Raw genomic sequence first — 25,201 nt, 5'->3', positions numbered from 1 at the left:
GGGGTGCCAATGAGCGATGTGAAGCAAAACGCTGGGCGACCGGCGAAGGGAAACGAGTCTCCATTGCCGTACTACGCGGATGCGGCAATCTGGGAAAAGGATATCGCGCGGCGCAATCGCTGGTCGCGATCTCTGGCGTGGTGCGTGGCGACCGTAGCCTCGGTCATTGCCGTAGCAGCCATGGGGGCGCTGATCCTGGCGCTGCCGCTCAAGACCTATGAGCCCTACATGGTGGTGGTCGACAAATCCACCGGGTTTGTCGAGGTGAAGCGCCCGTTGGCCGACGGTCCTTTGCAGCAGGACGAGTCGATGGGGATGTTCGATATCGTCCGCTATGTGAAGGCGCGCGAGACCTACGATCCCAAGGCCCTAAAGGACAATTTCGATCTCGCGCAATTGCTCAGCACCGCGGACGCCTCGCGCGAACTCGTCGAGCTTTTCAGTCCGGCCAACAAGGTGACGAATCCCGTTGTGCTCTACGGGCGAAACACCGTCGTGGCGGTGACGGTCAAGTCGGTAACATTTCCTAACCAGAGGACCGCCCTGGTCCGGTTCATGACGGAGGAAAAGAGCCAGGCGAACACGATACAGCGGCATTGGGTGTCGTTGATCCGCTTCCGCTACACCGGCGTGCCAGCCAAGAACGAGATCCGTTTTCAGAATCCGCTCGGCTTCCAGGTGCTCGAATATCGGCGCGATCAAGAGACCGCGCCGGCACCCACCGCGGAGAGCCCGAATTGAAGGTCGCCAGCATCCTGACAGCAATCGGGCTCGCCGTTTTCGCGGTTCAGCCGGGCTTTGCGGTACAAACCCCACGGGCTGGATCTCGTGATAGTCGCATTCGCTTCGTCTGGTATCAAAAGGACGATGTGGTGTCGGTGCCGGCAAGCTACGGCGCCTCGACCATGATCGAATTCGGCGATGACGAGAAGATCGAGACCCTCGGCGCCGGCGACGTGCCGGCCTGGAGCATCGAGCCCAACAAGAAGGGCAACGTGCTCTTCGTGAAGCCAATCGAGAAGAACGCAGGCGGTAATCTCAACGTCCTGACGAATAAGCGCAGCTATGTGTTCTTTCTGACGGGCGAGTTTCGGCCGATTGCACAACAGGTCTATGCGATCAAGTTTCGCTATCCGGAGGAGGCGTCGGACGCGGCTTTGATGGACGAAGCCCGGGCCCGGGCTGCGCAGCCGAACCGGCAGGGCTTCAAGGCGGAAAATGCCAATTCGTCCTATGGCTATAAGGGCTCGTCGGTAAATAAGCCGCTCGTGATCTACGACGATGGCGTGAAGACCTGGTTCCGCTTCGATCCGGCGCGGGAAGTGCCGGCGATCTACGTCGTTGATAGCGAGCGCAATGAGACCCTTGTGAATTATCGCCGCGAGGGCGCGTACATCGTGGTCGACAAGGTCAACTACCAATGGACCCTGCGCAACGGCAACGAAGCAACCTGCGTATTTAATCTGAGACTGAACAACGTGAACGAACCGACGGGGCTCGAACCTTACGAGCCGCAGCGTGTCGGTGGTGAGACGGTTCGGAAAGTGAGGGGACCTAATGCCATCTCCCAATGAGTACAGAGCGCTCGCTGAGGAGAGCACGGCGGTCGCCGCGCCAAAATTCGGGGCAAGCACGTTCTTCAAGATCGCGGTACCGCTGGGTGCGGTAATCGTCGCTGGCTGGATGATCTACACGGCGACGCGTGCTCCGGATAGGCCGTTGTTGACGGCGTCGGATGGCGAGGAGTTTCACACCACGCAGTTTCCAGCGCCGGGGCTCGATACGCCGCGTCCCCAGCTTGATAACGGGACCTTGAAAATCCCGACGGCTCCCGAGGAACCGCCGCCAGCGCCGCAACCGCCATCGACAATTGAGGCGCCCCCTCCCCCGCCGCCCGCTTTGCAACCCCCGACAGCAGCACCACAGGTCCAGGACGATTCCGAGGCCCGGCGTCTGGCTGAGGAAGAGCGGCGGCGGCGTGAGGAGGAGGAACGGCAGAAATGGGAGCGCTTGCGTGCCAAGCAGCTCATCGTCGATACCGGTGATGCGCCTGGCAGTGCATCGACACTGGGCGGCAATGCGGCGGATGCAGCAGCGGCCGCAACCGCCGGTGAGGGCGAGGAGGATCCCAATCGGCGTTTTTTGGCCAGGGCGAGCCAGAGCGGAGCGGATACATCGAAGGCCACGATGAACCCGCGGACGGACGCGCTGGTCGCCCAAGGTACGATGATCAAGGGCGTGCTCGAGACGGCGATTCAGAGCGATCTTGCCGGCATGGTCAGAGCCGTGGTGTCGGAGGATGTGTGGTCGTTCGACGGCCGCAGGGTTTTGATCCCCGGCGGCTCCCGCCTTATCGGTGAATATCGCAGTGGCCTCGCGACCGGTCAAACTCGTGTTTTCATCGTGTGGACCCGGCTGCTGCGCTCGGATGGCGTGTCGGTCCAGCTCGGTTCGACCGGCACCGACGATCTCGGCCGGAGCGGTATGCCGGGCGAGGTCGACAACCATTATTTCGAGCGGTTCGGTTCCGCGATCCTTCTGAGCGTCGTGGGGGGCGCGACGCAGTTCATCGCCAACCTCGGCACGGACCAAAACGCATCGAACGCCAATCAGACCTACACCGATCCGACGACTGGTCAAACGGTGACAATCCAGACGCAACCCAACCAATACATGCAGAGCGCGCGCCAGATCGGTGCTCAACAGGTTTCACAAAGCCTCAACCGCATTGCCGAAGAGGCGCTTCGTAATTCGATCAATATCCCGCCCACGATCCACGTTGATCAGGGGTCGCGGATCATTGTGTTCGTCCGGCGCGACCTCGATTTTTCGGAATTCTATCTGGACCCGGTGCGCGAGGCGTTGAGGGAGATAAGACGTGAGCGGGCTCCAAAGAACCGTATTTCTAAATAGGGCTCTGGAGCCTGTTCGGCGCTGGCTCGATGACGACAGCGTGGTGGAAATCTGCGCGAACGGGCCTGGACGCGTTTGGGTCGAGATCGTCGGGTCCACACATATGGAATCCTTCGACGTTCCCGAACTCGACCGCGCCGCGATCACCTACCTCATGGAGCGCGTCGCGGCGTCATCCTCGCAGTCCGTCAGCGAGGAAAATCCGTTGCTTTCGGCCGCCCTGCCGGGCGGCGAACGCTTTCAGGGCGTGCTTCCACCGGCGTCACCAACAGGAGGCGCCTTCGCAATCCGCAAGCAGGTCGTGAAGGATATGCGCCTTGAGGATTATCGGCAGCGGGGGTCGTTCGATACGATCTCCGTCCAAGATCCCGGCGAATTGAGCGAGACTGACAATGCCCTTTGTGAATATCTCGACGCTGGCAAGATCGAGGATTTCATCCGTTTGGCCGTTCGGGAGCGTTATTCGATCTTGCTTTCAGGAGGAACGTCGTCGGGCAAAACGACATTTCTGAACGCGATCTTGCATGAGGTGCCCTCGGATGAGCGGATCCTCACCATTGAGGATACGCGAGAGGTCAAACCACACCAGCCCAACTATCTGCCCCTAGTCGCGTCAAAGGGTGACCAGGGTCTGGCGCGTGTGACTGTTGAAACGCTTCTGCAAGCGGCCATGCGTTTGCGACCTGATCGAATATTCCTTGGCGAGATCCGGGGAGCGGAAGCCTATTCATTCTTGCGCGCCGTCAACACAGGTCATCCGGGATCGATCACGACGGTTCATGCGGACAGCCCGACCGGTGCATTCGAACAGCTAGCGCTCATGGTCATGCAAGCTGGCCTCGGACTGAGCAAGGCGGAGATCATTGATTACGTGCGGTCTGTCCTGCCGATTGTGATCCAACAAACGCGCCGGGGCGGCTGGCGCGGAACTTCGGCGATTTGGTTCAACCGCATGACCGAATGGAGAGCCGCCAGAAAGGTTCCCCTGAATGTCTCGCGTATTCGCTTATAGGCTTCTCCTCGGCCTCATCGGCCTCGCCGCCTTCCTTGCCCTTTGGAGCCTGGCCTACGAGCTGGTGGCGACATGGCGGTGGAATCCCGCCCTCCCCTCTGAAGGCGCCTCGCGCTGGGGGCTTCTAAAGTACCAGAACGCGCAACGCAGCCTAAGCGGCCTGTTCGTTGCCTGGCAGCATTTCAGTCAGCGCCTGGCCTATCATCCCACGCAGAGCGAGACGATCATCCGGGGCGCGATCGCGATCGCGGTTGTCGTGGCGATCGGCGTCGGCCTGATCTTTGCAAGCCTGATCAACCGCAAGCCAAAGCACTACGGCGATGCGCGGTTCGGCACAATCATGGACGCCGAAAGGAAAAACCTGCTGGCAAAGCAAGGCTTGATCCTCGGCAAGATGGGTGGGGCGACGATCCGCTCGGACGAGCCAGCGCACGTCTTGGTGGTCGGGCCGACCCGATCCGGCAAGGGCGTCAGCTTTGTCATTCCGAACGGTTATATGTGGCGAGGATCCTCGGTGTGGTTCGATCCGAAGCGGGAGAACTTCGAGGCGTTCGGTGCGCACCGGCAGGCTCTCGGCGACAAGGTTTTTTTCTTTTCGCCCGGCGAGCAGGATTCGCATCGCTATAATCCGCTGGATTTCATCCGGCGCGATGCGCGCATGCCGACGGACTGCGCGGTGGTCTCCTCCTTCATCATCCCCGAGGCGACAGGAAGTTCCGAGATCTGGGCGCGCGCCGGCCGGCAGCTGCTTTCGGCCATGATAGGCTATGTGCTGACGTCACCACGCTATGAGGGGCAGCGTCATTTGCGCGCCGTCGCGATGCTTCTTTCGACCGGCGTGGATTTTCTCAGGGTGCTGACGAACATCCGCAATGACGAGGAAAAATATCTGCCTTCGTGGGTCGTGCACGGTCTCAACCAGTTCATTGCGCTGGAAAAGGAAACGCGAAACTCGGCCTACTTCAACCTGACGGCGGCTCTCAACCCCTGGACTAATGATCTCGTTGCAGCCGCTACGGCGTCGACCGATTTCGATATCTCGAAGTTTCGGAAGGACCCGACCGCTCTCTTCATCGGCTGCTCGGTGGCGCAGCTCGACGTGTTCCGGCCCATCATCAAACTCCTGGTTCAGCAAATCCATGATGTGCTGATGGCTTCCTCGCCAGGCCCAGACGAGCCATATCAGGTCCTGGTGATGATCGACGAGTTTCGCCAGCTCGGCAAAATGGAGTCTATCGTTTCCAAGCTGGCGATCAACGCGGGCTATGGCTTTCGCATGGTCCTGATCCTGCAGGATCTTGCCCAGCTTGACGAAGTCTATGGAAAAGCGACGCGGCAGACCACGGTGACCGCGTGTCAGGTGAAGCTTTTCATCCGCATGAACGACGTGGAGACCTCGGAACATGTCTCTGTAATGCTGGGACCGACCACGATCGAGGTGCCCACACCGATCATCAGGGCTGGTCAAGGTATATTTGGGGCCCGAGACAAGAGTTTAAGTTATCAGGAAAGGCCGTTCCGGACGGCGGCGGAGCTTCGGCAAATGCCGGCGAAGCAGGCCGTGGTTCTGGGCTCGAGCCCCCCTGGTTTCATGGTGCGCAAGATCATCTATTATAAGGACGCTCCCTATAAGGCGACCTACCAGGAATTTCGGCACCGGCGCTTGAAGGTTCCGCCTCTCTCACGATGGCAGGATATGCCGTTACGTTCTCTCGCGGAGATCGAGGCGGCTGCTAACCGGGCTCCCGCCGTCCCATTCGAGCTCGGCGAGCCTGACCCTATCGTCGCGCCGGATTCCGGTGGCACGGCTTATGCGGACGCGGTTCCAGCGGCGAGTTGGGTGACGCCGGCGACCGCCGCGATGCCTCCGGCTGAAGCTGTCGAACTGAAGCCAATGACGGCCGGAGCCGTTACCGGCCCGCCTCGCTCGCTGCCAACCCTCAGTCGCCATCCTGCCGAAGAGACTGAGGTAACCGCCCCAACGGATGAGCCGAACGCTGAAATTCCGAATCTGAAGCCGAGGGCGGATCAGGCCGCTGAGGATGCCCCGCGTTCGCTTCCGACCCTCAGCCGGCGATCGGCGCCGCCGTCGTCAGGCGGGACCAATGGCAAGGCGAGTGTCCTGCAATTCCAAGCTCGGCCAGGCAACAAGTCGGCGTCGATCGCCGCGTTGCTCGCATCGATCGATCAGGACGTGGAGGCCGGCGCTCGGTCACTGGCGCCGGCGGGAGATGGCAAAGAAGCCGGAGGCGTGCCGTCTGCCGCGATCGAAGGGCTGCAGGATCAGATCCGACGGCATGGCGATCGGCGGGACGCCTCGTCAGAGGTCCGGATAAGATCCCGCACAGATGGGCATTCGGCTTGAGCCCATATTTGCGGATTTTGGATAGGAGGTGCTGCGCTTCAAGCTGATGATAAATATGGTCTGTTTTCCAACAGCCACAAACATCGGAAGGGAAGCGCAGCATTGCGAATTATGCGGGTTTGGACGTCTCGCTGAAAGAGACCTCTGTATGCATTCTGGACGAAACGGGCACACGAAAGCCCCAAGGCATCCTGAAGATCTGATCCCGATATTTTATTGAAGGATCCCGCCTCGGCCGGAGTGGGCTTTCCAATTCATCACAAAGCCCTTGTCGCGTGTCGGGTTTTTGCATACATTGAGTGTCGGGTGTTTGAAGAAAGAAGTCGAGCATGCACCAGCCAAGGACATTGAAGCAGAAAGTCCAGAACCGCGTCGCCAGAACGAAGAAGACTGATGTCTTTCTTCCGCGGGATTTTGCTGATCTCAGTGGTGAGGACCAGGTTTTACGCGCGCTCAGGTCCCTGGTCCATGATGGGACTCTGATGCGACTGGGTTACGGTGTTTACGCCCGCGCGATGCGATCGCGCATATCGGGCCGGCTCATGGTCTCCAGTTCCAACGGCTTCCATAGCGCGGCACTTCAGGCGCTTAACAAGCTTGGTGTGCCTTGGGAGCAGAGTGCCAGCACAAAAGCCTACAATGAAGGTCGTTCAACTCAGATCCCAGTGAACCCGACAGTCAAAGTCAAGGCGCGTTTCAGCCGACGGCTATCCGATGGCCGCACGGAGCTTCGCGTTGAACGGTAAGCCAGACCAGAAAACTCTTCTGGAGGTACAGGATTATTTTGGCCTTCCTTCGCCTGCGTTGGTCGAGAAGGACTGGTTTGTCGTTCGAGCCTTGGCTGCCATCCATGATGTGCAGGTCGATGGACTGACTCTGGCGTTCGGCGGGGGAACAGCGCTTGGCCGCGCCTATCGCCTGCTCGAACGGATGTCAGAGGACATTGACTTGCGCATCGTGGGCCAAAAGGCCAATTCGCGCGGCGCGCTCAAGCGTTTGCGAGGCGAGGTGAACGAGAAGCTCGAAGCGGCTGGTTTCGCGGTAGAAGGCCGCTACTCCGTCAAGCAGAAGGACCGATATGTCCGCTACGATCTGCCCTATGAGCCTATCGCAAGGGGAGAGGGTGTTTTGCGCCCGGAGATCAAGATCGAAATCGCTGCGTTTCCCCTTTCAATGGCACCGGAAAAACGCTCGGTCTCATCCTTTGTTGCTGACGCCCAAGGCGCTGCTGCCGAGGCAATAGATGTTGCCTGCGTGAGACTGGTAGAAACCGTAGCGGACAAGTTCGTTGCGCTTGGGCGTCGCGCCGGTTTTGCTTTTGCGGGGCTTGGGGACCTCGACCACACGCTAGTCCGTCACGTCTACGACTTGTCACGCATGGATGGCCACTATGATGTGGACGAGGCGGCCGCAATAGCCTTGGAAACGATGAAGGCCGAAGCGGAAAGCCGTGCTGACGACTATCCTGCCTACAAGGCCGACCCAAGGGCTGAAACGCTCCGCGCGTACGCGGCCATGTCCAAAGACGCAAAGTTCGTCGAGGGCTATGCGAAGCTGCTCGATGATATGGTTTATGGCAAGAAACCTGACTTCGCATCAGCTTTCGAAGTGGTGCAACGCTTCGCGGACCGCATCCGGACCTATTAACTCGAAAAATCGAGAACCTATTGGCAGTTTGCCCTCGTGCATTACGATCCTCGACTCCCCAGAAATGAAAAAAGGCGCTCTTCGGGGCGTCTTTTTTCGTTTCAGCTTACATGTACGGGGAAGGTTCCGGGACACACAAACCGCTCGTGACAAACCGGGATCTGGCGTTGAGGCCGGTGAACGGTCCGAAGCGAGATTTGGACCGGGTGATCCCGCGTTCTTGCCCAAAATATCGTGGTGGGCTCCGCTTCGGACGAAACGAGCGCCACCCGATCTTGCATGAGAGGTGACTACTGTTTTTGCGGCTTCTGTGAATCCGGCTCCTCGTCTTCGACTGGAGCGGTGTTGATGCTCTTCGATTGCAGGCGCTGCAATTCTTCGAGCCGTTCGCCTTTGATGGCGTTAGGATCAAGCCGCTCGTTCGGGTTCTGCGCCAAGGCGCGGGCGGCTTCGCTCGCGGCCTGTGCCTCACCAGCCTCCTTCGCCGCGATGCTTTCGGCGTTGCGCACCATTTCACGGTCTTGCGCAACCTGTTCGAGCGAGGTCGGATCAGCCGATCCAGCACGTTCGTCGCGTATCTGCTGCTCAATGGCGCGATTGCGGATCTCGCGGGCGCGATCGGCCTCCAGCCGCTCTGCCGCCTCGATCTCTTGAGCGCGATGGATTAGAGCTTCAGCACGTGGGCCGGCGATCTGATGCGCCTCATGCTCGCTGACATGCGTTACGCCGCGCTCCTGGATCGATTTAAGATCCGTCCGGATCGCAAGCAACTCCATGGTGGGCGCCGCCCGCCGCAAGAACTCCGCTTTGGTCTGGCCGTTCATCATGGCGGCCGTCTTGTTAACCGTCTCATTGATCTCTTTCAGGTTTTCCCGCATCTGGTCTGCGGTGGCATCTGAACTCATTCGAATACCCTTTCCATCCCGAATAGCGACCACGATAGTACCTGACCGGACGGCCTGCGTCATCCGATCATTGAATTGACTCGCTATTGCGCTGTTCGGCCGAGATGCGGCGACCGATTGCCAGTCCTGAAGGCCCGCCTGGGTGGCCCGAAGCTGACGCGCCGAAACCGGAATTTTGATGGGATTGGCCTTTGCATGGCTGATGCGTTGGCGGGCTTTCTGGATGACATGCGGGTTCGCTCGGGCATAGGCGCGGTCACGTGCCTCCCTCCCGGGCCGTGGCTTGTCGGCTGCGGCGGCGATTGCCTTGTCTCGCGGGCCATAGCTTTGTGATGACGCACGATAGGCCGCCGAGGTCGCGACGATTTTCATGCCCTGCGCTTCTGCATGCTGGGCATAGAGCGACCGCCATTCACGAAGCTGTGCCGGGCCAGGCCGCAAGCGCTGGCCGTCCTCGCCTTTCACCGCCACGATGGCATGGACGTGAATGTGTCCCCCCTCCTCTGCCATGTCGGCATGCATGCCGAAGGCGAATTTGTGATTGGGGAACTGCTCATGCAGGAACCCACGCGCTGCCCTTACGAGCGCCTCCCTGTCCTCGCCGGCCTTGGCCGACAGGATCATATGCATTGTGTCGCGAGGCTTATACGAATTCAGCGTCTTGTCCCAGGACTGGGCGGTCTGCCGAACCGCCTCCTCTGCAGCGATCGTGGCGCCGTCCGCACCGATCGCCGCCCCGTCATGGGTAAGGCGCGAGAGCTGGAACACGACGCCAGCTTTGCCGTGGCTCGGTTCTCCAAGTGGTTTGACCGATACGGCATCCTCGCTGACAACAAGCGTCTCGGAGATCCGCGAGGCGATCATGGCTCGGGTCGGTGCCGAGAACTGGCGATCAGACTGGCGTGCGTCGGAAAGGTGAAACCGGTGCTTCACCTTCTTGTCCCCGTCCTCCCCTTGGACGACATCGTGGCCGGCCATGGTCGCGACCACACGTGCGATGCTCGAACCGTCCTGCAGCGTGTCGATACGATAGGCGTAGCCGTGGCCGGCAAATCCAGCCTGAACGGCGTGCTTTAGCCGCTCGGCACTCTGCTCCCCTGCCACCGAAAGCCGAAACGTCGCGACATCCTCGCTTTCACGCCGCTTGTCGAAGCCCTTGGCCCACTGTTTCATCTCTTCGGCAACGGCCTCCTGCGTCGCCAGGATGCGGGTATCATGAGTTTCGAGGCTGACGCCCTCCTTCTGGATGTATTGGCCGATGGCGGTCGCTCTTGTGACGCCATGCCCGTAGGAAATCACCTTCAGGACGGCTGGCTGATAACCCGACGCGAGCTTGCTGGCGACCGCCTTCTCTGCGGGACCGCCGGCAAGCTGACGGCGCTTCGTGGGAAGCGCTAGATTTAGCCGCCCGGCCTTGCCGCGTGGCGGCTCCAGTTCATGCGCCGCCGCGCTCGGAACAGTCGGTTCCGACGGCCGGCTTGCACCGAAACCGCCATCCCCTCGCCGGCCGCGAACCGTTTTGATGAACCAATCGTCGTCATTGCTCGCAAAGGATAAAGCGGCCTGGTGGCGACTCTTTCGATTCTCCGCCTCGACGGCGGCGCTTGCGCGAATCCTATCTGCAATGGCCTGAATAGAGGACTGGTCGAGGTTCACGCTTCCTCACCGTCCAGCAGATGCGCCGCCTTCCGAAGTTTCAGCCCATGGGCGATCGTCATCGCCGTTAACTCGGCGTCGACAGCTCTGACCCTCTCGTCGAGCGCCTCCCATATCGGCAACGCTGCCTCCATGGGGGCAGCGTGGCCGGAATGAATGGCATGGAGAAGCTGGCTGAGGTTTCGGCCGACCATTCGAACTTGCGAGGCCAAGGCCGCCACAGTTCGTGAATTGTTAGCGGACAGAGCCGGACCAACATCCAGGCTTGCGCGGATAATGCGCCGCAACGTCTCGGCCCGGTCGAGTTGGAACACCTTGGAAGCCTCATCCAGGAGCGCGGTCGCCTCCGGTCCGAGATCGATCCGGGAGCGCTTTCGAGGACCTTTTTGCGGCCGTCTGGTATCCAAAATTCCTCACTTTGACGGGTGGCCTCCCCGTCGAAGACGGTCCAGGTCGAAGCAAAGCGACGACCTGCTCAGCGGTTTGGACCCAAATTGCGTATCTTGTCAACTTAACCAAAAGCACACTCCTCTTAGAAGCTTCGATGCCACTCCTTTTCGCCCCAATGACGCCAGCAAGTGATGACCATCACATTGGGTGCACATCTCATGTTTTAATGAGCCCATGACTAGATTAGTTCCGCGTTTCATGGGATCTGTGTCTCATGGCCACATCAGATCATGACTTCACCGGACGATGTTACAGCTTTCAGCGACTTCCATAGACGGGTGTTCCAGGTAGAGGGAAAAAGAATGAGTATGGCGGCGGCGGACAATGACGAACGACCATTCGTGATCACAATCGGATCGCCCAAGGGTGGTTGCGGCAAGACGATGACGACCATCCTGCTGGCGGGGGAATTCGCCGCAGGGGATTACAAGGTCCTTGTGATCGATACCGATCCGCAGAGGTCGGCCGCCAACTGGTACGACACCAGCAAGAAGGCTGGCTACACGCTGAAGAACATCGAAGTCCAGGCGATCACAGATCTTGGTGATCTGGCCAAAACGTTGGAAAAGCCCGGCGACTACCAGCTCGTACTGGTCGACATTCAGGGAACCGCTGCCGCAGCCGTTGGATCGGCTGTTGCATTTGCCGATTTCGTTCTGATCCCGACGCGAGCGCACATGTACGATGTCAACGGGACAATCGGCATGGTCGACCAGGTGAGGCTTGCAGGTGGAAGGCACCGAAAAATTCCGTTCGGCATCTTGCTCAATGCGGTGAACGGGATCGATGCAAGGACGACGGCCTTCAAGCTCGCAATGGATCGGCTCAAAACGGCCGGGCTTCATGTCATGGATAGCTTCCTATCCTATCGACCTACATTTCAAGCGATCGCGACCGCGGGCAGCCTCTATGAAACGGACGGTACGAACAAGGCGATCCAGGACGCGCGAGACCAGACCAACACTGTGGCGGCCGAGATAATCCGACGGATGGGTGAGGAGGCCGCCTGATGGACCCCGAAAAAAACAAGGCCGCCGCCATAGAAGAACCGGAAACGACGAAGCGCAGGCTTCCGACGCTTCCGAAGCGTGCCGGTCCGTTTTCGAAGCTCGCTAGTCTCGACCCGCAATCCTTCGCAAACCCTCCTAGCCTGGTCGAACAGGCAAAGGTCGATCCTCAGGCGACAGCGCCTGAAAGCGCGCCCTCTGGAGACAAGGCCGTCGCGCCGGAAGATCATGCTGCACCGCCGGCCCCTGCTGAAGCGAGAGCAGCGCCGGCGCGCGCTCCAACTCGAGCGGCCCGTCCACCAAAACCCATGAAGGCCGAGACGCCGGGCGAAACCATGGTCTTGCAGACGAGTGTTCCATTCGAAGTGGCACTGGCATTCAAGGCCCTGTGTGCTCGGTCCCGTTCGTCAGTCCGCGAGGAACTGGCGAAGATGGTACAGGAAGCCGTCGACAGAACCAGGTGAACCCCGGCCGGCGCTATTAGCAAAGCGGCGACCTCGACGGCGACCGATCAAATCGGAACTCGCTATGGACCATCGGCCAGCTCTTACATCCCGATGAAGGAGCTGGAATCGACCCCGGCGCGTGCCCGCGTGATGATCGGATCGCTCCTCAACGCCGTCTAGAGCTTCGTCACGACGTGCAAAAAAAAGGGCCGGCGACGGAGCTGCGTCGCCGGCCCTTGAGCCTGTGTTCGTCTAGCCAAGATCGTCGAGGTAATACAGAAGCTCGCGAAGGGCGCCGTCGCGCGCGGGGCGATCGCCAGCAGCGATTTTATCGTCGACCAGCTTGGTGGCGATATCGTGCGGCAGCGGCATGAAGTCGTAGCCGTGCGCTACGGCAGCCTGGTGAAGATCTTCCAGTACTTCGAATGCCTGGTCGTGGGTGCCAAGCCAGAGCGCGGGTTCGTCGGTCACCTCGTGGGGGAACGCCTGCAGAAAGTAAGTCTGGAGCGGCGGGTCGTAGCCGATAATCGCGTCCGGGTCCGAGCGGCCTTGTCGGGTGACTGTGCCAGTGACGGTGATGGTGTGGCGGCTCATGGGATCCTCCTGTTGCCGGGGGCGAAGCCGGCCCCTTGCGGGGCCGGCCAGCAATGCCTCACTGGGGGTTGTTCCAGAGGATGACCTTCTTGTTTTCCTCGCCACCCGGGGCGGGAGCGAGATTGCCGAAGATCACGCCGATCTCGGGGGCTTCCAGCTTGACCGAGAGGTACTCCTCGCCCGAACGCTGGGAGATGCGGTGCCAGCCGGCTCCGATCTCGAAGCCCGTGCGCTTGTTGACGATCCGGTAGTCGGGGGCGTCCTCGCGCGACTTGTTGGGGTTCGGGATGAGGGTGATCGGGGCGTTGACCCGGAGCGTGGCGAAGACGCCTTCCATCGAGCCGTCGGCCTTGGTGGTGAGGTTTGCGATCGTGGTGGCCATGGTAGTTCTCCTTCGGTTGCATCGGGACCATTCCCGATGGCGCCAAAGGAGAGGGCCGTCCTGCTGCGGTCATCGCGGCGAAAATTCTGGAAAATTCTATTTGCTAAAAAACGCGGGCGGCCCTTCGCCTGACCGCAACCAAAAAACAGAAATCGAATTTTCCTGAATTTTCGCCGCGTGTACCCCCAACGGGGGTTGACCGCACAAAGCAGGCGGTCGTCTACAAAGGCGACATGAAACGGGAATGGTCCCGGATGCGACCGAAGGAGAAGACCCCAGGACGCCATCGCAGACCGCATCCGCGCGCCGCCGGTTCGCCGGAAGACGCTTGCCGGCCTGGCCTCTCGGGTCATGCCCCTCCGTCGCCGCTGCCGCGAACAGCAGTACGGCGCGTGAACAGCCTTGCGGCTTCGGTATGGCGACACAGCGGCTTCGAGATCGGCGCTGGGTCTCAGCGAATTCACGCCCTCGGCAGGCGGGGCCTCGCAGCCAGGCTGGATGACCATGCAAGCCAGGGATGTTCGGCACGCTTGCGCCTGCTTCAGATGCGGCGACGGGGCAGGATGATCATTCGCACACGCCCCGGAGCTGCGCGCGTGGCCGGCTTCGAAAGGGGGCGCGCTACCCGGACGTTCACACAACGGAGGTGAGCGCGCCGGGCCAAGCCAAACATGCCGGACATTCGGTAGACCGCGGCGTCGATCACGTCCATCATCCTGGCAACGCCAGACGTTCGTCCGCCGTCATGCAGGCTTCGGCTTGTCGGCGAATGTCCGAGCCGGCCCGGTGGAGCATGGCGCACCAGTCTTCCACATCGCATGTGGTCGCCACGCTGCCCCTGGCCAGATCGTAAATGACGCACGGCTTGTTTGCCATGGCGAGCCGAAGCACGTTCACGGCGGTGCCTGGCGATGCGCCATCCCAGACCATCATCCCGAAGTCGGCGCGGCGCGCCATCTCACGGTCTTTGGCAGCGTCGACCTGGTACCCATGAGCGCCTTCAGGAGGCGGGACATGGTAGGCGGCCCAATCGCCGAGATTGTTGCAGGGTTCCATGTCGGCGTGGAAGACGCCGACATGTTCGTAGCCGTAGCCCGCGAGTAGGCTCTGCGCCTCGGAATCGGCTCCGGGCGCGTCGCCGACCAACACGCCGTGCTCGGCAGCGACGATCGCGCCGATGCGTGTGATGGCAGGTTCCGGCAGCTCGAATATCTCGCGTGATCCACCTATGAATATCAGCGACATCGTGACCTTCCCTTTCTCTCCAGCGTCCCCCGCCCCGCGCCGGCCCCCCTCTTCCTCTGGCCCTACGCGAGGGATATCGTCCCCCGAAGGCCGAGACGGCGAAGCCGGCGCAGGGAGTGGCGGGACGCGGGCCCGGCGCGCCCGGACCCTGCCGCTGCCGGAGGCGCTACACGCGTGGAGCTAGTGGCCTTTGTCGGTCAGCCAGAGGCTCACGTCCTGGATCGAGCGCATGAGCACCGACGGATTGTCCGGTGCGGGAATGAAGCCCCAGCTCTGCCAGTAGCGCTCGGCCTCGCCGTCGATCGCCCGCACCACCACCGCCCGGCCGCCGACGATGTCAGCGCCGGCGACGCAGCGATGCAGCGCGTCCTTGACCAGACCGCTGCCGATGCCTTGTCCGGCATAACGATGGTCGACGGCGAGTTGTCCAATCAACAGGCAGGGGATCGGATCGGGGGGCGGTCCGGTGCGGATGGCGCGCGGTGCGCTGTTTGGCTGGATCACGCCCGGCGCGAGGCCGTAATAGCCGACGACTGGTCCCTCGTCGTGAACGACCAGGACGCGGGTAAACCCGCAGGCCTGGTTCGTTCGCGCGAAGCCGGCCAGCCAAGCGTTGAGCGCCGACTTACCGCAATCGAAGCTGTCGAGGCGGTGCGCGTCGTCGAGGAGTTCGATGCGTGAAAGCGCCACCTAGCGGTCCCAGGGTGGGGACCGACGCAGCCGCTCGGCCGCCTTCGGCGGGGGCATGACGGCGGGGGCTGAGATCGCCTGCATGAAGGCGTCATAGGCTTCCGGGGACACACGGATGACGGTTTCGTTGAGGATGGCCGCCTGCGCCTCGTGGAGTGCTGCGCGCCGCATGAACTCCGTGCGCGACAGGCCGAGCAGCTCCGCGCCGCGGTCGATGATGGTGAGATCATCGTCGCGAAACCGCATCGAGACGGGTGTTTCCTTCCTCGTGGCTGTGATGGCCATGGCGCGCTCCTGTGCTGCGGACGTATATACGTCTATGTAACGCGGAACGCAATACCACATTGCGTGGCCGCAGGTTTCGCAGCGTCGATACGATCCGCGGAGGCGGAGGGTGCGGTGCTTCGCGCGCGGGGTTCGGTGGTGCGGATTGCGAGGAAGACGGCGCTCACGCGCCGCCCTCCTTGAAGCGCCAGACCGGGATCCCGAGGTGGCGGGCCTTATCGGCCAGGTTCTCGGTGATGCCGGAGCCAGGGAAGACGATGATGCCTGCCGGCACGACCGACAGCAGCTGGTCGTTGCGCCGGAACGGCGCCGCCTTGGCGTGGCGGTTCCAGTCCGGCTTGAAGGCGATCTGCGTGACCTTGCGGTTCTCGGCCCAGCAGGCGGCGATGCGCTCGGCGCCGCGCGGGCTGCCGCCGTGCAGCAGGACCATGTCGGGGTGCTTTTCGCGGGCCTTGTCGAGCGCGTCCCAGATCCGATCGTGATCGTTGAAGTCGAGCCCGCCGGCAAAGGCGATCTTGGTGCCGGCGGGCACCAGCACCTCGGTTTCGGCACGCCGCCGCGCGGCGAGGAAATCCCGGGAGTCGATGACCGCCGCTGTCAGCGACCGATGGGAGACTTTGGAGCCGGTGCGCGGACGCCATGCCGATCCCGTATTGGCCTCGTAGAGGTCGGCGGCCTCGTCGCGCATGATCTCGAACACGTTGCGGCGCTCGATGAGGGTGATGCCTTCGGCCGTGAGTCGTTCGAGCTCGACCGATTTCACCTCGGAGCCGTCCTGCTCGTGCTGGCTCGTGCGCTGCGCGTCCTCGTTGCGATCGAGGCCGCGGGAAACGCGCTCGGCGGCGCGGTGGAAGAGATTGGTGAAGGACCAGAGCAGGTCGTCGAGGTCAGGTTCGAGCCTAGTATCGCCCAGCATGCCGGCGAAAGTCTCGGCGATGCCCGCAAGCCCGGCCCGGATCGCCGTCTCGTCTGGCAGGGGGCGGGGGTCCGGCTCGTCCTGATGTGGACGGTGACCGTACATCTGCAGCTCGAGAATGACGCGGTCGGTCGGCGAGGAGGCGTGGTAGGGCTCGTAGGCGTCGTCGGAAGGAAGCTCGAAGGTCATGGCGCGTCTCCGTGGGTTGTGGCCGCGCCTGTCGCGGCCTGACAGCGCACCACGGCCTCGCTCGGGACGCGGCCGCACCGAAGGCCGTAGCGAAGCGGAGGACGGCGCAGCCGTTGCGGCCGTGGCCTGGGCGTGGCAGGGGTCGCCTCTCAGGCAGGCCGCGGGCGCGACCTCTCGATGGAACCCGCCATGCCTGCAAGCCTTTCAATGACGCCGCCCTGCCCGCCCGCGGGCTTGCGCCGTCATCCGAACGGAGGCAAGAGACTGGCATCCTCCGGGACGAGCTGATCGCGCAGCCATGCCGCAAGATGGGCCGGGCCAAGATGGCGCAGATCATCGTTGAAGTCGCCGAGCCGCGGCCGCAATGCCAGCGCGAGAATCCCGGCCGCGCCTGCGCGCCGGCTGAGACGCTCGATGCCATGCCGGCCGGCGGCGTCCGCATCCGCCGCGATGTAGAGGCGGCGGCAGCCAAGCGGAAAGCTCAGGCCGGCGAGGTGATTGGCCGAGGTGGCGGCGGCTACCGGCAGCGCTGGCATCACGATCTTTAGCGATGCCAGCGTCTCGAGGCCCTCGCCAGCAGCCATGACCGGAACAGGCGAACCGGGCTGGAGGCCAAGCCAGATGCAGTTTCCGAGTAAGTGACCGAGCGAGCGGCGCGGATCGGCGATCGGCGCCTTTCCGTTGCCGCGTGCGTCCAGCCAGGTGCGCTGGACACCGGTAATACGCCCGTCGAGGTTGGTGACGGCGGCAATCAGGGCAGGAAGCGTCTGGCTGTCGCCCGTCACGAGATCGCGGTAGTAACAGCCTGGATGGAAGCGCAGCGCACGCTCATGCGTGGAGAGCAGGATGCCGCGCCCGGCGAGATAGCGTTCGGCAAGCGTGCCGGGAATCGGCTGCGACATGCTGAACAGGCGGCGCGCGGCGTCGGGAGAACCGCGTGCGGCGGCCAGCTGGCGCTCTGCGCCATCGGTTTGAGACTGGGGCTTCGGTCGCGGCATGGCGAGGAAGCGGCGGGCCTCTTCCGCGACCTCGCGGAACTCCGTGAGGCCACAAGTTTCGCCGATGACATCGAGTAGATCGCCGAATTCCGAGGACGCTTCATCCACCCACCTGCCGGCTGGACCCTTGGCATTGGCCTTCAGCCGGACGTGCATGGAGCGGCCACGCGTGTTGCGAACATCGCCGACGATCCAGTAGTTGCCGCTGCGGCGGCCGTTGGAGAGATATTCGCGGCACACCGCCTCGGCATGTTCGCCAAGACGCTGTGCCAGCTCGGATGCCGAGCTGGTCATGATCGCCTCCTCCGCTCAAGCGACTGTCTTACGATCGGTGACGCCGACTAGCGTATGGCGATCAAGCAGCGCAGCGAGGATGGACAAGCCCAGATCGCCGGTCGGGATGAATAGCCTGAGCTTCCAGGAGATGATTTCGGCGATCAGGCCCAAAGTCTTCAGCCGCGGCACCATCGCTTCGGCAAAGCCGATCAGCTCGACGCGATAATCGTTCATGACGCGGCCACGACGAAGGATCAGGCCATCGGCGAGCTGCAACCCGATCCGTCCCTCGACCAGGCCGCTCCAGGCTTCGTCTGGAGTGAGCGTCGGGACATGATCAAGCCCGAGGTTGCGCAACATGGTCGCGACAAGCGTCGGCGCGATATGGCGTCCGATGATGCGTTCACCCTCATCGGTCTGGATGCGGTAGACCCGGCAGTCATTGTCCGGCAGGCGCCGCCAGATCGGCAGGAGGAGGCCGGTGACGATGTGGAACGCGCTGGTGCTGAACTCGGGCACCGCCGACAGTTCAGTCTGCCAGCATTCGCAAAACAGTTTCTTGTCTGCGGGCTGCCAATGCGTTTCGGCAAGCGCCTCGAGACCGAAGCGCAGCTCGTCCGTCGGCCGCAACAGCCGTACCCTGTGTTCGACGCTGCCGTCGTCGAGCATGAGACTCGCGGTCGGAAGCTGTATCGCCGCGCGCCTCGAACGGGTGTTGACGAGCAGGACCGATTGCGGCTCGCTACGTGCAATGTCGAGCGCATCGACAAGGCCGAGCGGACGCATGCGATCCTTGCGTGCGACGGTCAGCACGTGCGACTGTGCTCCTGAAACCGGGTGCGTGTAGACGGTGCGGCGGTCGGTGACAACGATGCTTTCCGCCGTGACCGTCTCCAGCCCTTTGTCGTAATTGCCGGCAGCGACAGCGCCTTCGATCTTGGCGGCCATCAACTGCTCGAAAACCTCGAACAGCAGGTTCTGCGTCTCGATGCGCAGCGCCAGAAGACGATTGAGCCAGGTCGTGATTGGCGGCAGCTCGTCGCGAAGGCCGCCTTCGTCCGTGGTTAGCGACAGGCCGGTGACGGTTTCGAAGGTGGTGAGCGAGCAGCCCTCGATCTTGCCTTGGTGCAGCAGCATGTAGAATTGCCGCAGGGCTGCGCGGGCGTATGGGCTTTCAAGATTGTCCTCGGCGCGGAACAGTCCGGCCCCGCCGGTCTGGCGCTGGCCGCGCGTGATGGCGCCAAGCGTGTCGAGCCGCCTGGCGATCGTCGATAGGAAGCGCTTACCTGCCTTGACATTGGCGGCCATCGGTCGAAACAGCGGCGGTTGTTTCTGATTTGTGCGGTGGGTGCGCCCGAGGCCCTGGATGGCATTGTCGGCGCGCCAGCCGGCTTCGAGCAGATAGTGCTTGCGCAGCCTCTGGTTTTTCGCGCCGAGATCGGCGTGATACGAGCGGCCGGTCCCGCCGGCGTCGGAGAAAATCAGGACGCGTTTTTCATCGTCCATGAAGCCCTGGGTCTCGGCAAGGTTGGCCGAGACCGGACGGTTCTCCACCGCAAGCCGGTCGATGCCGTCGCGACCGGTCTTCCTGACAATGCGCCGGGCGCGGCCCGTCACCTCGGCGACGATCTCCGTCCCGAAATGGTGGATGATCTGGTCGAGGGCGCTGCCGACCGGGGGTAACGACGCGAGCTTCTCGATCATCTCGTCGCGCCGACGGACCGCCTCGCGGCATTGAACCGGATTGCCGTCCTTATCATGCACGGGGCGCGAAAACACGTTGCCTTCGGCATCCGAATATTCTTCGAACAACTGGGTGGGGAAGGAGTGCGTCAAATACCCGCCGACGTATTCACGGGGTGTGACGTCGACGTTGAGGTCGGACCATTCCTCGGCGGGGATCTCGGCAAGGCGGCGTTCCATCAGCGCCTCGCCTGTCGAGACGATCTGAACAACGGCCGCGTGGCCATCGGCGAGGTCCCGCCCGATCGCGCCGAGCAGGCTCGGCGTCATCATCGAAGTAATCAGATGGCTGAAGAAGCGCTGCTTTGTGCTTTCGAAGGCCGATCGCGCCGCCGCCTTGGCATTGCGGTTCAGCGTGGCCGCCTCGCTGGTGATGTTGGTCGCCTCGAGCGCGGCGCTGAGGTTGTTGTGGATGATGGCGAAGGCATCGGCATAGGCATTGTAGATGCGGATCTGTTCCTCGCTCAGCTCGTGCTCCAGCAGGTCGTATTCGACGCCGTCATAAGATAGCGAGCGCGAGGTGTAGAGCCCAAGCGATTTGAGATCGCGGGCAAGCACTTCCATGGCGGCGACACCGCCATCCTCGATCGCGGCGATGAAATCGGCGCGGTTGGCGAACGGAAAATCGTCGCTCCCCCAGATGCCGAGGCGCTGCGCATAGGCGAGGTTCTCGACAGCGGTCGCACCTGTCGCCGATACATAAACGACCCGGGCGTCGGGCAGTGCGTGCTGTAGACGCAAGCCGGCCTTGCCCTGCTGCGAGGGTGCGACGTCGCCGCGCTCGCTTTTGCCCCCCGCGGCATTGGCCATGGCATGCGCCTCGTCGAAGACGATAACCCCGTCGAAAGGCCTTTTCGACGGCGTCGCAGGTTCGCCGATTCCCGCCGAGTTTTCTTTTGTGCCGGTCGGGTTAACCCTCCCCGCCTGCTGGCCGACCCAATCGATGATCTGGGCGAGCCGGGACTTATTGCCGTTGCGTTCCTGCGAGCGCAGGGTCGCATAGGTGGTGAACAGGATGCCTTCGGCAAGGCGGATCGGCGTGCCCTGCCGAAAGCGGGAGAGCGGCTGCACCAGAAGCTTCTCCTGGCCGAGGGCTGCCCAGTCGCGCTGGGCATCCTCGAGCAGCTTGTCCGATTTGGAAATCCAGATCGCCCGGCGGCGGCCCTGAAGCCAGTTATCCAGGATGATGCCGGCGACCTGGCGGCCCTTGCCGCAACCGGTGCCGTCGCCCAGGAACCATCCACGGCGGAAGCGGACGGCGTTTTGGGCGCCTTCAGGTGCTGCCGAGACGACATCGCAGGTGTCGTCGACAGTCCATGCGCCTGCGAGATGACCGCAGTGTGCTTCGCCGGCATAGATGACGCTTTCGATCTGTGCATCCGACAGCAGCCCCTCATCGATCACAGCATCCGGTATCAATGGGCGATAGGAGGGCTTGGGCGGTGCAACCGCTGCCATCGCGGCCGATTGCACGAGCGACGTCGGATGCGGCATCGCCCTTGGAATGTGGATCGACTGGAGCGCGTAGGGCTCGTAGATGGTGTCGGTTAGATGGCCTCCAGCTTGCGGCGCCCAGTCGCGCAGCTCGTAGGCAAGCGGCTCGGCCGGCAGGCTGTTTGCCAGGACCGATCGGGCAGGCAAGGCCCGGGCAAGCGGGCGAGCCGGCCGGAAAACCTTCAAAGCGTTCGGCAAGGCATTGGCGGGTGCGGAGCTTGCCGCGGATCGGTCGACCATGCGCCGCGAGGCGCTGCGCAGAACCCCGTTGGCAACAGCACCAATGGAATCGGGGTAGCCGCCCGGGATCCGTGGCGGCAGACCGTAAATCCAGGAAAGAAGCGTCTCTACGTCCGGAGCCTTGCCCGGCGAGGCGACGAAGCGGGTGGGGTCGGCGGCCGGTGACTTGTCGATGACGGTTACCCGGGTTTCGGCAGTCGTGCCATGGCGGGCGTAGACGCGGCCGTCGATCGCCGCCGTGAACACGACAGTGCCTTGCTCCTGCAGGCGCGCGAAAGCCGGTCGCCATTTTGGGTTTTCGGGAGAAAAGTTGGCGCTGGTGATCGCGACTAGCCGCCCGCCTGGCTGAAGGCGTGCAAGAGCGGACGTCAAATGCCGCCATGATGCGTCGGCGACACGGCCATCGACATAGGCGCCGACCGTGAACGGCGGGTTCATCAACACCACGGACGGCTGGACGCCGGCATCGAGATGGTCGTCGATGTGAGCGGCATCATGACGAAAGGTGGCAGCGCGCGGAAACAAGAGGCCGAGCAGACCGGCGCGCGTTGCAGCCAGCTCGTTGAGCGCGAGTGAGGCCTGCGCGATTTCGGCATGCACGGCAAGCAGGCCGGTGCCGGCCGACGGCTCCAGCACGAGATCCGATGGAACGATCGCCGCGGCTCGGGCGGCGACAAAGGCAAGCGGCAGCGGTGTGGAAAGCTGCTGCATCGCCTGGCTTTCTTGTGAGCGCCGCGTATGCGTGGGCACGAGCTGCGCGACCTTCGTCATCATGGCGAGGGCTGCCTCTGGCGAAGTCGAGCGCGAAAGAATTGCCGCTCCGAACTTGCGGATGAACAAGTCTTGGGCCACCTCGAGTGCCTCGTAGGCGTCCTTCCAGACCCAATAGCCCTGCGCGTCCGTCCCGCCGAAGCAAGAAGCCATGGCGGCCCCCAGCACACTGGTGCTGATCGGCCGCCCGCCTTCGAGCGAGACCAGGAGAAGATGGCCTGCCCGAAGGATTGCCTCGGCGCGGTTGGCTCGGTGAAGCGTGGGCGTGGCAAGGGTAGCGGGCGCCGTGGCGGCGGCCGGGGCGGTGACTATGTTCATGGGATCGTTCCTTGTCCGTGGAGGGGTTCAGCCTCGCCGGCGCTCTCTCTGCGCCGCCTGGGCCGCATCCCTCCCGGCCCCCACTCTGCCTCCAGCGACGGAACGCCCAGCGGGATGCCCTCCAGGAAATGTCACACCCGATTCGGGAGCAACGCTGCTGTGGCGATGAGGGACTTCAGCTGGGAAGATTAATGACAGCGATCCGCCTCGCTTCAGGCGGCGCTTGGCGAGCGCATTTTTCCATGCCGCGGAGAAACACTTCGCAGACGCGCGACACGGTCGCCACACTGCGCGTGGATTCAATTGATTAATCGTAAGCTCGATGAACGCGTTCCGCCCTAATCACTGCGCAAGATCTTTGCCTCGAGCGCGGCCGCCACGAATGCGCGCCGAGCGGCTGGGGGACGAGCCTCGCCACGCAGCACCTGCAGACAGATGTCCATCGCTGTCCTGCGTTTCTCGGTCTGGTGAGGGAGATCGCGAAGCAAAATGGTGGCTGCGTCGTTGACATCGTGCACGATGCGCTCCGATCCGTGGCGGCCAAGCTGAACAACGACTGGCCTCTCAAACCTGCTCAAGACAGCCAACTCCCCCGCATTCCATCGCATTGCCGCACGGAAACCCTGCATTCAGCGTCCCTGAACACGGCAGATAACCAGGGCTATCTGCGCAGGAGATCCTCTCGAAGCAAATCCCTCACCGGGAACATGACAGCCCAATGATCTTGAGCCGGGCCTGCTCTTGCTAGGCCGGAGACCGCTTTTAGTGGAGCCCAAGCCTTTTTTTCAGCTCGGCATTCTCCTGGCGAAGGCGTTCCGCAAGCAGGCTCTTCAGGCGCTTGTTTTCTTCCTCGAGCGCGACCAGGTCCTTGAGTTCGTCGGTCTCTGCTGCAGGGATCGTGGCTTTCTTCCAAAGATAATAGGTCTGCTCCGAGATCCCGGCCTGCTTCACCGCGCTCCTGTGGGTGGCACCGCTTCTGACCGACCTTTCGATCTGGGTAAGCTTTTGGGCGCGATCCTTTTCAGAATATACCTTGCGGGGTGCGCTGGCCGTCGCCGCCGCTACCCCATTGGCTTGGGCAGCCGCCTCGGCGCCATTGGTCCGGGCGGGTGGGGTCGACTGAGCTTTTATCTTCCCCGAGCTCCGGGGCTTTTTCTTGGTACCTGGCGTGTCCAATTTCGTCGCGCCTTCCGTTGCGGCACCTGTTGATTCAGCTTGTTCTGGATCCGGCATTTGGTGCTCCAATGTCGTTTGCTGCAATCCTTCAGCATCACGGCCCACGATACTGGAGTCAATATCCTGATGACTTGACGGAGCAACGTTCTGGAGCTCTTTCGATGCTTCGGCGAAGGCTGCTGAGAAATCAATGTCGCCCCAGATAGAGCCATTGCGCCTTTCATAACCGCGCTTCTGTCTGACTTCCACAATGAACGGTAGGGTCTGCCGCCTCATAATTCTTCCTTGACTGAAATACGATCGTATAGAAACCGCAACTGAAGACGACTCAAATCGTTCAGGCAATCTCCATTGTGGGCGGAGCTTTATCGGACAACGTCGATTAGGAGCAAGAGCCGTTTTACATCGATCGAATTTGGCGTTCAGCCGGTACCCAGCTCCAAGGAATTGAGCGCTCTCGTTGGTCACTTGATAGGCAGAAGGTGATCGATTTCGTCATCGGACAGATCCTCGAGGAGCTTGAGAACGGCGCCCGACCCGCCAGCGTTGACCGTAATGGTCCGCTTTCCCCGATGCTGTGACGGCCAGGCATCGGGATCGATGTCGCCGGCGCGCCCCTTGAAATCCGGATGCGTCGCAGTCCAGATTGCTTCGAGCTTTTCCTCGCGCGTCATGCTGTCGGCGGCGCCCGTTTCATGAGCGACGATGGCGGCTCGCATCGCGTCCGGACTGTGTCTGTCGGACAGGTCGCAGAACCCGTGGAACCACCGTTCGCGGCCGCGGACTCTGATCGCAAAAAAGACGCTGGTGATATACCCGGCCTTGTATTCCGAGATGCCGAACATGCCGGTGCGCTGAAACAACGGTGGCAGGAGCTCAAGCATGGAGTGGTATTCCACGCTGGAGATCTGGAACCACTCACCAGCGTATGGAGTGCCCGATAGCGGGTCGACGCCTGGCACGTCGCGGTGGCGGTTGAACAGTTCGAACATCTGCTCGCGTGTCGCGACACCGTCGAACACTTTTCTAAAGGGCGGATGTGAAGGCATGGCGCTTCTCCTCGAAGGCACGCCAAAGGCGCGCGGAATGTTCCACGAGAGCGCCGCGGTGGCGTGAAGGTTTTGTCCTGGATTGAAGGTCGGTGGCGCTAGCTGGCGCCTGCCGGCAGCCCATTGAGCGACTGGCAGAGCAGGCGGAGCTTTGCCGGCAGGCAGCGTCGTCAGGCGGCGCGAGCTCTGTTGGTCATCACAGCTTGATTTCGACCGAGGCCAGTTTTGGCGCGAACAGCAGCAGCGAGCGCCGGGATGTCGTCCAGTAGGGCAAGCGCCACAATGTGGTTGGCGCCGCCTGTATAGTCCTTGCGGCCGTTGCAGGTGCGGATCAGGATGCCGTGCCCGGACGAGCGTCTCTTCTGCTGGCCGTCATAGGCGCAGCTTTTGTTCCAGTCGAACATCTCGATCTCCATGAACCGGAATTGGCCTGC

At 62.3% G+C, this 25,201-nt stretch carries 23 protein-coding genes; 9 read left to right on the top strand and 14 right to left on the bottom strand.

The features are described from left to right. Positions 1–9: 9 nt before the first annotated feature. The 7 genes from ACWGTI_RS29240 to ACWGTI_RS29210 all read left to right on the top strand — a co-directional run bounded on the left by ACWGTI_RS29240 (position 10) and on the right by ACWGTI_RS29210 (position 7,937). Positions 10–741 (top strand): virB8 family protein, encoded by a 732-nt coding sequence (locus ACWGTI_RS29240; protein WP_454590255.1) that lies wholly within the window; start codon positions 10–12, stop codon positions 739–741. Next, entirely contained in the window at positions 738–1,574 is an 837-nt protein-coding gene (gene virB9, locus ACWGTI_RS29235) for a P-type conjugative transfer protein VirB9 (protein WP_454590254.1), read from the top strand. The genes ACWGTI_RS29240 and virB9 overlap by 4 nt, the downstream gene beginning before the upstream one ends. After that, positions 1,558–2,913, top strand: coding sequence for a type IV secretion system protein VirB10 (gene virB10 / locus ACWGTI_RS29230; protein ID WP_454590253.1), 1,356 nt, complete (start codon positions 1,558–1,560; stop codon positions 2,911–2,913). Before virB9 ends, virB10 begins: the two co-directional genes overlap by 17 nt. Next, complete coding sequence (gene virB11 / locus ACWGTI_RS29225; protein WP_454590252.1) at positions 2,879–3,925, top strand: P-type DNA transfer ATPase VirB11; 1,047 nt, start codon at positions 2,879–2,881, stop codon at positions 3,923–3,925. The genes virB10 and virB11 overlap by 35 nt, the downstream gene beginning before the upstream one ends. Before the next feature lie 64 nt (positions 3,926–3,989). Continuing rightward, on the top strand, positions 3,990–6,290 hold the full coding sequence (locus tag ACWGTI_RS29220; RefSeq protein WP_454590251.1) for a type IV secretory system conjugative DNA transfer family protein: 2,301 nt from the start codon (positions 3,990–3,992) through the stop codon (positions 6,288–6,290). A gap of 329 nt (positions 6,291–6,619) precedes the next feature. Then, on the top strand, positions 6,620–7,036 hold the full coding sequence (locus ACWGTI_RS29215) for a DUF6088 family protein (protein ID WP_454590250.1): 417 nt from the start codon (positions 6,620–6,622) through the stop codon (positions 7,034–7,036). Beyond that, the gene (locus tag ACWGTI_RS29210; protein ID WP_454590249.1) at positions 7,026–7,937 is read left to right on the top strand and encodes a nucleotidyl transferase AbiEii/AbiGii toxin family protein; all 912 of its coding nucleotides are present in this window, start codon (positions 7,026–7,028) and stop codon (positions 7,935–7,937) included. Before ACWGTI_RS29215 ends, ACWGTI_RS29210 begins: the two co-directional genes overlap by 11 nt. Positions 7,938–8,227: 290 nt before the next feature. Here ACWGTI_RS29210 and ACWGTI_RS29205 read toward each other — a convergent pair whose 3' ends face one another. Both ACWGTI_RS29205 and ACWGTI_RS29200 read right to left on the bottom strand, forming a co-directional pair. Beyond that, on the bottom strand, positions 8,228–10,498 hold the full coding sequence (locus ACWGTI_RS29205) for a relaxase/mobilization nuclease domain-containing protein (RefSeq protein WP_454590248.1): 2,271 nt from the start codon (positions 10,496–10,498) through the stop codon (positions 8,228–8,230). After that, positions 10,495–10,812, bottom strand: a complete 318-nt coding sequence (locus ACWGTI_RS29200) for a hypothetical protein (RefSeq protein WP_454590247.1) — start codon at positions 10,810–10,812, stop codon at positions 10,495–10,497. The genes ACWGTI_RS29205 and ACWGTI_RS29200 overlap by 4 nt, the downstream gene beginning before the upstream one ends. 438 nt (positions 10,813–11,250) lie before the next feature. Between ACWGTI_RS29200 and ACWGTI_RS29195 the strand changes: the two genes are divergently transcribed. Further along, positions 11,251–11,958, top strand: a complete 708-nt coding sequence (locus ACWGTI_RS29195) for a ParA family protein (protein WP_454590246.1) — start codon at positions 11,251–11,253, stop codon at positions 11,956–11,958. Next, positions 11,958–12,419, top strand: coding sequence for a hypothetical protein (locus tag ACWGTI_RS29190; RefSeq protein ID WP_454590245.1), 462 nt, complete (start codon positions 11,958–11,960; stop codon positions 12,417–12,419). The genes ACWGTI_RS29195 and ACWGTI_RS29190 overlap by 1 nt, the downstream gene beginning before the upstream one ends. Before the next feature lie 234 nt (positions 12,420–12,653). Here ACWGTI_RS29190 and ACWGTI_RS29185 read toward each other — a convergent pair whose 3' ends face one another. The 12 genes from ACWGTI_RS29185 to ACWGTI_RS29130 form a co-directional block, all read right to left on the bottom strand. Further along, entirely contained in the window at positions 12,654–12,995 is a 342-nt protein-coding gene (locus tag ACWGTI_RS29185) for a hypothetical protein (RefSeq protein ID WP_454590244.1), read from the bottom strand. A 58-nt stretch (positions 12,996–13,053) separates the two neighbouring features. Next, entirely contained in the window at positions 13,054–13,377 is a 324-nt protein-coding gene (locus ACWGTI_RS29180) for a DUF736 domain-containing protein (RefSeq protein ID WP_352778180.1), read from the bottom strand. 711 nt (positions 13,378–14,088) lie between these two features. Beyond that, positions 14,089–14,622 carry a hypothetical protein gene (locus ACWGTI_RS29175; protein ID WP_454590243.1) on the bottom strand — a complete coding sequence of 178 codons (534 nt, stop codon included), beginning with the start codon at positions 14,620–14,622 and terminating at the stop codon, positions 14,089–14,091. Between the two features lie 180 nt (positions 14,623–14,802). Next, complete coding sequence (locus tag ACWGTI_RS29170; protein WP_454590242.1) at positions 14,803–15,312, bottom strand: GNAT family N-acetyltransferase; 510 nt, start codon at positions 15,310–15,312, stop codon at positions 14,803–14,805. Further along, complete coding sequence (locus tag ACWGTI_RS29165; RefSeq protein WP_454590241.1) at positions 15,313–15,597, bottom strand: type II toxin-antitoxin system TacA family antitoxin; 285 nt, start codon at positions 15,595–15,597, stop codon at positions 15,313–15,315. 163 nt (positions 15,598–15,760) lie between these two features. Then, positions 15,761–16,702: a DUF2493 domain-containing protein gene (locus ACWGTI_RS29160; protein WP_454590240.1), complete on the bottom strand. Its 942-nt coding sequence runs from the start codon at positions 16,700–16,702 to the stop codon at positions 15,761–15,763. A gap of 242 nt (positions 16,703–16,944) precedes the next feature. Continuing rightward, on the bottom strand, positions 16,945–17,994 hold the full coding sequence (locus tag ACWGTI_RS29155; RefSeq protein WP_454590239.1) for a DUF7146 domain-containing protein: 1,050 nt from the start codon (positions 17,992–17,994) through the stop codon (positions 16,945–16,947). A 15-nt stretch (positions 17,995–18,009) separates the two neighbouring features. Next, positions 18,010–22,542 (bottom strand): strawberry notch-like NTP hydrolase domain-containing protein, encoded by a 4,533-nt coding sequence (locus ACWGTI_RS29150; protein ID WP_454590238.1) that lies wholly within the window; start codon positions 22,540–22,542, stop codon positions 18,010–18,012. A 338-nt stretch (positions 22,543–22,880) separates the two neighbouring features. Further along, positions 22,881–23,150: a DUF982 domain-containing protein gene (locus tag ACWGTI_RS29145; protein WP_454590267.1), complete on the bottom strand. Its 270-nt coding sequence runs from the start codon at positions 23,148–23,150 to the stop codon at positions 22,881–22,883. A 154-nt stretch (positions 23,151–23,304) separates the two neighbouring features. Further along, positions 23,305–23,994 (bottom strand): transposase, encoded by a 690-nt coding sequence (locus tag ACWGTI_RS29140; protein WP_454590237.1) that lies wholly within the window; start codon positions 23,992–23,994, stop codon positions 23,305–23,307. Positions 23,995–24,182: 188 nt separating this feature from the next. Next, positions 24,183–24,767, bottom strand: coding sequence for a DUF1419 domain-containing protein (locus ACWGTI_RS29135; RefSeq protein WP_454590236.1), 585 nt, complete (start codon positions 24,765–24,767; stop codon positions 24,183–24,185). A 170-nt stretch (positions 24,768–24,937) separates the two neighbouring features. Then, positions 24,938–25,171, bottom strand: a complete 234-nt coding sequence (locus tag ACWGTI_RS29130; protein WP_454590235.1) for a hypothetical protein — start codon at positions 25,169–25,171, stop codon at positions 24,938–24,940. Positions 25,172–25,201: the final 30 nt, after the last annotated feature.

The organism is Mesorhizobium sp. ArgA1 (assembly GCF_053714375.1).
This window is presented reverse-complemented; position numbering and strand designations above follow the sequence as displayed.

Excerpts from the sequence above, each read along its gene's own strand:
- ACWGTI_RS29180 (WP_352778180.1), bottom strand. The coding sequence starts at position 13,377 with ATGGCCACCACGATCGCAAACCTCACCACCAAGGCCGACGGCTCGATG.
- ACWGTI_RS29140 (WP_454590237.1), bottom strand. The coding sequence starts at position 23,994 with ATGAGGCGGCAGACCCTACCGTTCATTGTGGAAGTCAGACAGAAGCGC.
- ACWGTI_RS29190 (WP_454590245.1), top strand. The coding sequence starts at position 11,958 with ATGGACCCCGAAAAAAACAAGGCCGCCGCCATAGAAGAACCGGAAACG.
- ACWGTI_RS29185 (WP_454590244.1), bottom strand. The coding sequence starts at position 12,995 with ATGAGCCGCCACACCATCACCGTCACTGGCACAGTCACCCGACAAGGC.
- ACWGTI_RS29215 (WP_454590250.1), top strand. The coding sequence starts at position 6,620 with ATGCACCAGCCAAGGACATTGAAGCAGAAAGTCCAGAACCGCGTCGCC.
- ACWGTI_RS29150 (WP_454590238.1), bottom strand. The coding sequence starts at position 22,542 with ATGAACATAGTCACCGCCCCGGCCGCCGCCACGGCGCCCGCTACCCTT.
- ACWGTI_RS29195 (WP_454590246.1), top strand. The coding sequence starts at position 11,251 with ATGAGTATGGCGGCGGCGGACAATGACGAACGACCATTCGTGATCACA.
- virB10 (WP_454590253.1), top strand. The coding sequence starts at position 1,558 with ATGCCATCTCCCAATGAGTACAGAGCGCTCGCTGAGGAGAGCACGGCG.
- ACWGTI_RS29130 (WP_454590235.1), bottom strand. The coding sequence starts at position 25,171 with ATGTTCGACTGGAACAAAAGCTGCGCCTATGACGGCCAGCAGAAGAGA.
- ACWGTI_RS29145 (WP_454590267.1), bottom strand. The coding sequence starts at position 23,150 with ATGCGATGGAATGCGGGGGAGTTGGCTGTCTTGAGCAGGTTTGAGAGG.
- ACWGTI_RS29160 (WP_454590240.1), bottom strand. The coding sequence starts at position 16,702 with ATGACCTTCGAGCTTCCTTCCGACGACGCCTACGAGCCCTACCACGCC.
- ACWGTI_RS29165 (WP_454590241.1), bottom strand. The coding sequence starts at position 15,597 with ATGGCCATCACAGCCACGAGGAAGGAAACACCCGTCTCGATGCGGTTT.
- ACWGTI_RS29175 (WP_454590243.1), bottom strand. The coding sequence starts at position 14,622 with ATGTCGCTGATATTCATAGGTGGATCACGCGAGATATTCGAGCTGCCG.
- ACWGTI_RS29155 (WP_454590239.1), bottom strand. The coding sequence starts at position 17,994 with ATGACCAGCTCGGCATCCGAGCTGGCACAGCGTCTTGGCGAACATGCC.
- ACWGTI_RS29135 (WP_454590236.1), bottom strand. The coding sequence starts at position 24,767 with ATGCCTTCACATCCGCCCTTTAGAAAAGTGTTCGACGGTGTCGCGACA.
- ACWGTI_RS29240 (WP_454590255.1), top strand. The coding sequence starts at position 10 with ATGAGCGATGTGAAGCAAAACGCTGGGCGACCGGCGAAGGGAAACGAG.